The sequence below is a fragment of the bacterium genome, assembly GCA_028821235.1.
Taxonomy (GTDB): Bacteria; Actinomycetota; Acidimicrobiia; order Spongiisociales; family Spongiisociaceae; genus Spongiisocius.
The window spans coordinates 1-6055 of sequence record JAPPGV010000096.1 but is presented as its reverse complement, the minus strand read 5'-3'; the positions used below and the strand labels follow the sequence as shown (position 1 = coordinate 6055).

Here is a 6055-nt window from a genome sequence, read left to right as displayed (position 1 = left end):
CGGATGCGGTTGCCGAAGAGGTAGCGATCCGGTCCCGGGGAGACTGAAACTCTTTACTCGGTGGCTTCGGACCGGATCAGCTTTCGGATCTCCTCAGGAAGCTTCGCCGACGACCGCGGTGCCCCGGATCGGATCTGCTCGACGGTGCGGGCGACGGCTTCGAGGTCCGGCCACCGGCTCCTAGGCCACTGGGGGTTGGTCGGAGATCGAGGACCTGGCGGGCAGGCTTGTCGAAACGGAAGGCGGCGATGACGGCCGCTGCTACCACGTCGGATCGTCCTCGACCACAGCCGATTCCTCGCGGGCAGCCATGTTGATGCAGGTGAGAAACCCTTACGGCGACCCTCCCGGATCGGATAGGGGTAGTCGGTCCGGGAGCAGATGCTGTACCCGTGTTGAGATAGCAGATCGTAGTGCGTCTCGGTCAAACAGATCATGTCAGGCGCGTGGATCGATGCGGTCCGGCAGATGCGGGACACGCCACGAGCGGGGCGCCACTCCACTCGATATTCCACATGACGATCGCGAGCGACGCTAACGGGCTAGGATCCGTATGGTCGATGTATGGATCCTGGCCTCTACTCGAAGTGTCTCAGCAGCAAGCAGCCCTAACCGAGTGTGAAAAAGGCTAGAACTCCAGCGATACCAACGACCACATAGATGATCCTGGATAGCACGTTGGTCTCACCAAACTTGCCTGCTGTAGTGATAGCTGCGACCAGGTCGAATCCGAACAGACCGATCAAGCCCCAATTGATGGCCCCTATGGCCGCTAGGACTACGCCTATGTCCAGTAGATCCATGCTTCCCCTCCCAGACGTCTAGACGTTCTCAATTGCGAGCCCTATCATAGCAGATCGGGAACCTAAAGTAAGGAAACTACGGCTCTTGCTGACGACGAAGTCCGAAACTCCGCCAATCGCGAGCCGTATGAGGAAAATGAGTTCATGACCGGAGCGGTCTAGCCCTCGTCTGCGAAGAGGGCCTCGTACATAGTGTCGGCGTCGAGCTTGACGCTGTAGCGGCCTCTCTTGCCTACGATGACGCCCCTCACCTGGGCGGGCTTGACTAGCGCCGGGAAGAGGATCTGGGCGTGCCTACCGGGGATGTAGCCGACTCGGAGGCTCCTCCCCTCGTCCCAGCTTGTCGGGGTGCCAGCGTAGACGGCGACCGCGTGCGGTTCGTGCGGATTGTCCCGTTTGGGTACAAGCCAGCAGACTGTGCCGAGCTTGTCCCAGGTGTCGAAGGTGCGGACTCGCCGCCGGCCAGCCCGGAGGAGTAGGCCGATGTTGTCCTTGTATTTCGACCCGGCGACGATGTTGAAGGAGCAGTCATCGTGGGGTCTGGCCTCGTATGTGGCGACCCGATAGCGACGGCTCATACGAGAGGCATCCTATATCACTTGACCGGTCCGTCGACTTTGCTGACGAGGAGGAAATGATATCGTCCTCGGCCGGCCCGGTCGGTACAGCAACGCTCCTGTAGCCCTTCCCATAGGCTCATCGGAATACCTCCTCTTTCCTCCGCCATGGCGACGCCGCTAACTGTACGGGCGCTCGCCTCTTCTCGTTCGGTTGCTAAAGCCTGTCGGGAAGGATAATCCCGGCGAGTAGTGTACGGGCTATCGGTAATCTGATAATGCTCCGGGAATCCGCTCAATGCTGTTATCGAGCGACTGGAACCGCTCGGACTTCTTCTGGAGCGAGCCCGTTGGTATAGCCTGGCGGTTTAGAGGGGTTTGCCTGGAGGGTTGGTTCGCTGGCATCGGGTTTGAAGGGTCTCGGGTTGCCGGAAAGCGTCTTAGGTGTGATCATGTACCTTCAGCTAGCTGAACGCACCGAGCGTCCGGCCAGCTCCAACGCTTCAACCCTTCCGGCTCTCACGGTTTCCCATTCACCAGCCCTAGGCGAGCCAGAGAACCAACACGACCAGTAGTTCCATCCTTGGTTCCCTTCCAATTGGCTTACATCGGTTGACGTGCTACGGTCGTCGAACAGGTTCACGAGAATGTCCCTCATCAAGGAACCTAGACCGGCCCGCAAAGTCCTACTTAGCGGGCCGGTCCTCTCATCGATTCTCACCAGGATCAGTTGATGATGTAGTGGCCTCATCGAACTGGAACTCATCGTCCGTCTCGGCAGCCAATGGCACCCACGTCGCAGATGACAATTTCGGCCGTGTCCTAGCTCAGCTCTATCCGAAGTTAGGTAACTCATCCACTTGACGCTGTAAGAGGACGTTTCGAGAACGAATGCGTGCGTGTCATAGTCGACTCGTGGAGGTAACAGGTGGAGATGACCGAGGAGAAGTGGGAGCTTAGCCAGTATCGTAAAGGATGAAAGGCCGATTACCGGGGAGCGACTCCGGAGCAGGTAGCGAAGGCCGTGCTCGTGTACCGGCCCATCCTCCGGTCTAGGAACAACAGCCCCTACATGTTCCGTCCCTGGTCCTGTTGGTGGGACGGAGAGTTCATGACGGTGCGACGGTGGGCCAGGATGGCTGACATACTCCCCCCAGGCCCAGGACCATCGACCTACCGGCTCACGGTACTGCTCTTCGCTGGAGATTGTCTCGACGAGACGAGAGGAGTTCCTGCCCGGAGCGAGAGGTTTCTACCGAACGAGTACGAGAGGAAGCTCTTCAAGGAGACGGCTATGACGGAGAGGATTGGTGCCTGCGATCTACGAAGGAACGGAACCGGCTCGCGCGGTCGATGCCGCCACTACGAGCGGTAACAAGTCCTTGATCGCCGCCTGTGATCAGCGGGAGGACGGGAAGGCCCTCACCCAGGTTGCAGGGCTTATCACTCGGTACCTCTGCGAGAAAAGCCCGAAACCAACCTGACAATGTGCCACTCCCCTGTTCACGCAAAACGTCATGCTAGGGTCATGAAATGGCGAATCTACAGGTCAAGAATATCCCCGACACCCTGCACGAGCGCCTGCGCTCCTACGCAAGGGAGAACCGTTGCTCCATCAGCGCGGCGGTGCTGGCCGCCGTGGAGCGCGAGCTCGCGATGTGGGAGTGGCGCGGGCACATGGCCCGCCGCCCCGAGACCGATCTCGGCGTGGACACAGCCACACTGATCGCGGAGGAGCGGCTAAGCCGCGACAGAGAGATCGGATCCTGGTATCCGGACGATCATCTGTCCCGAGGTGGTCGTTCGAGCCTGGGCATGGACGGTATCGACATCGGATGACAGGTTATGTCATCGATGCCTCTGTCGCCTTCGAGTACCTGCTGAGAACACCGCTCGGTTAGGACGCTCGCGAGCACGATCGAGAGGGCTTCGTTAGTCGCGCCCGAATTGATGGATGCAGAGGTGTTATCGGTGTTGCGCGAGATGGTCCTGCGGGGACGTCTCGAGGAGGAACGGGCGCGCATGGTTGTAGAGGACCTGATCCGCTGGCCGGTGGCTCGGGTTCGCCATAGGGAATTGGCCCGATGGGCCTGGTACCACCATCACAACGTCACCTCCTACGACGCTCTCTACGTCGCTTGCGCCCGCCTTTACAGGATACCCCCTGCTGCCGCGGACAGCCGGCTGACTCGGGCGTTGGGCCTGGGTGTGGTTATACAAGACGTTCGAATGGTCTGATGCCTAGCTGCACACTGGGTCGCGACATCGGTTCTGCCCACCTGGCAGGTGTGATATGGTACAGTTGTTTTACGTATTAGATCATGTCAACCAGGGTTAGCGGCGCGACGAATCGACGAATGCGGGCCGTTGTACCTGGTCTCGGATGTGTGAGAGGGATTGGAGCGCGGCGGTGGTGAACCTGCCGTGCTCCTTGACCAGCGTGGAGGTCAAGGATTCCAGCCGGAACAGCTTCTTGTCCAGATCCTTGATCTGATTCGACAGGCTGATCTCGACTTCCTCAATGTGGGCACTGAAATCCTCGATGCTGGAGAGCCGTCTATCGATCCGGTCAAGACGTTCGAGTATCCGGTCCAGCGTCGAATCCATCCCGACCCTTCCTCGCTTGCTGACGCTAGGACTTTAGCAAGAACCACGATCAGGACGATCAGCGGGACCACTGTGGTGGCTCCCAGCACTCCGAGCAGGTAGGCCATTCTCCTCATACACATGACGGGGCCGGCCTTGCGACGGACGACGGGCTCAGGCATTGTGCGCTTCAAGCGTATCCGGTCCCATATTAGAGGCATCCGCTATGGACCGGAGGCTCATCCGATCGTGCGATGCTCCGGATACATGTATCTTCCGAAGCCAGCCTCAGCCGGTGCTTTGTGACTCGATAGATGGTGCCGACTATCTGGTACTCGCAATGGAGGGCGGGCGAGCCTGCCCTGGCGAGTTTCGCCAGCCACGCGGCCCAGGCCGCCGAGTCCGGTTCCGCCCGCAACCGACGCGTTATCGGAAGATGCCCCTCAGGTTCCCCCGCTTCTGGAGTTGGCAGGTGGGCCTTCTGCGGAGTTGTCCGGTGGTCGGGTCTCGACCGTTCTCGATACAGCAGCCAAACCGGATTTGGACCGCTCAACCGCGAGGAAGGTCCTGAAACACGGAGATTGGTCGATTCCCTCGACGTCTTGACTGGAGTCTCGTTTCCGATTGCGAGGCCAACTGGACGTGAATACCTCCAATGCGCCTAGGCGAAGCCAAGGCCGGTCGATCTGTGACAATCCTTCATTGACGGATAGGGCGAAAGGGCCTGGATCTGTCACCCCGATAGACTTCGTGTGCGCCCGTTCGATTGACCATGGTCATTGCCGACAGGAGGGGGCCTCGTGTCAGTAGTTCACGTTCACTTCAGGTACGACCTAATAGAAGGCGATCCCGACACGGTCAAGCGGCAACTTGCGGACGATGTGGCCGATACTGTCGCCCGCCACCTGAGTCCTCGACTCCAGGGATTGCATCGGGACCTCGTCACCGTGGTGTTCCACGACATGGATCCCGAGTACTCCTTGGCGGAGTACCTAGGGGATGAGATGGAGGTGGCAGGTACGGCACCTCCGAGCGATCCGGGAACGGGGAGACTGAAGAGCACTGGTAGGCGGATGTGGCAGGCGGCCGACAGGACGGCTGGCGCCGTCGGTAGAGCAGCACAGACGGTTGCGCGCAAGGCTCGGACTGGGGCGCTCGAAGGCGGGGCCAGGGTCGGCAACCTCACCGGAAGGGCCGTTTCCCGAATGGGTCTAGTAGGCGGCGAGACCTATGCCCGGTTCAGCGAGTTCGGCGCCGCCTTGAACGAGGCGATCGGCGAGCAGATGCGTGGACTCGACCGCAATGCGAGGAGGTTTCGAGAAGACCCTGCTGAGTGGGGCAAGGCGACCGCGGCTTCGGTGAGCGCGGCGTTCCTTGTGGTCGAGCAGATGGTTCCGTCCTTCAGTGACCTCGCTCCGGCCGTGAAGGCGAAGTTCGCCGTGGCAGGCCTCCGAGGGGCCTGGAGACCGATCGACGTCGCACAAGCGTTCTTCGAGGAAGGCGTCCCAGCAGCCGTACGCAACCTCGGTGAGGATGCTGTGCTCAAGTTCGTCGAGGGCAAGCACGCCGGTCATATCCAGGCGGTCGCCAACGCTCCGGAGAGGATGATGGAGCATTCCAACATCGTTTGGGAGCGGGCCAAGGACAACCTGGCTCGTGGCGGGGCCGATATGAAACCGACGGAACTGGCCAAGGCGAACGCTGTCAACGCAATGGACGCCGCCGGTATCGTCGCGAACCAGGCGATCAGGACAGCCGCGACGGCGGGTTGCATCGGCATGGCGCTCGAAGGCGTGGTCAGCGTCGCCGAGAACTACATCTACGTCTACAAGGGTGATAAGGACATCGATGAAGGTATCCAGGACGCCGCCAAAGACATTCTCAAGAAGGGAGGGGTCTCCGCGATCGGCGGAGTCGGTTGGATGGTGGCCCTCTCGCTCGGTGCAGGCCCGGCGATTTCAGCAGCGGGGCCCGTAATCGTGACCGTTGGCGGAGCAACCTTCGTCGTAGCCGCCTACAGGCGCATAAAGACAGCACTCGAATCCGCCGAAGAACCAGTCCAGCAGGAACAACTTGACTCGGGATTCGACCACGCGGAGCTGGCCCTCT

At 60.4% G+C, this 6055-nt stretch carries 6 protein-coding genes; 3 read left to right on the top strand and 3 right to left on the bottom strand.

Going from position 1 to position 6055, the window contains the following annotated elements; translation table 11 throughout:
* Positions 1-608: 608 nt before the first annotated feature.
* Both OXK16_11040 and OXK16_11035 read right to left on the bottom strand, forming a co-directional pair.
* Positions 609-803, bottom strand: coding sequence for a DUF378 domain-containing protein (locus OXK16_11040; GenBank protein MDE0376484.1), 195 nt, complete (start codon positions 801-803; stop codon positions 609-611).
* A 158-nt stretch (positions 804-961) separates the two neighbouring features.
* Positions 962-1381, bottom strand: coding sequence for an HIRAN domain-containing protein (locus tag OXK16_11035; protein ID MDE0376483.1), 420 nt, complete (start codon positions 1379-1381; stop codon positions 962-964).
* A gap of 1512 nt (positions 1382-2893) precedes the next feature.
* Here OXK16_11035 and OXK16_11030 point away from each other — a divergent pair.
* Positions 2894-3199, top strand: coding sequence for a toxin-antitoxin system HicB family antitoxin (locus OXK16_11030; protein ID MDE0376482.1), 306 nt, complete (start codon positions 2894-2896; stop codon positions 3197-3199).
* A gap of 78 nt (positions 3200-3277) precedes the next feature.
* Positions 3278-3598 carry a type II toxin-antitoxin system VapC family toxin gene (locus OXK16_11025; GenBank protein MDE0376481.1) on the top strand — a complete coding sequence of 107 codons (321 nt, stop codon included), beginning with the start codon at positions 3278-3280 and terminating at the stop codon, positions 3596-3598.
* Between the two features lie 96 nt (positions 3599-3694).
* Here the strand turns inward: OXK16_11025 and OXK16_11020 are convergent, their stop codons facing one another.
* Positions 3695-3967, bottom strand: a complete 273-nt coding sequence (locus OXK16_11020) for a hypothetical protein (GenBank protein ID MDE0376480.1) — start codon at positions 3965-3967, stop codon at positions 3695-3697.
* Positions 3968-4725: 758 nt separating this feature from the next.
* On the opposite strand from OXK16_11020, the gene OXK16_11015 reads away from it, so the two are divergent.
* Positions 4726-6055, top strand: a 1330-nt coding sequence (locus OXK16_11015) for a hypothetical protein (protein MDE0376479.1), incomplete at its 3' end; no start/stop codon positions are given.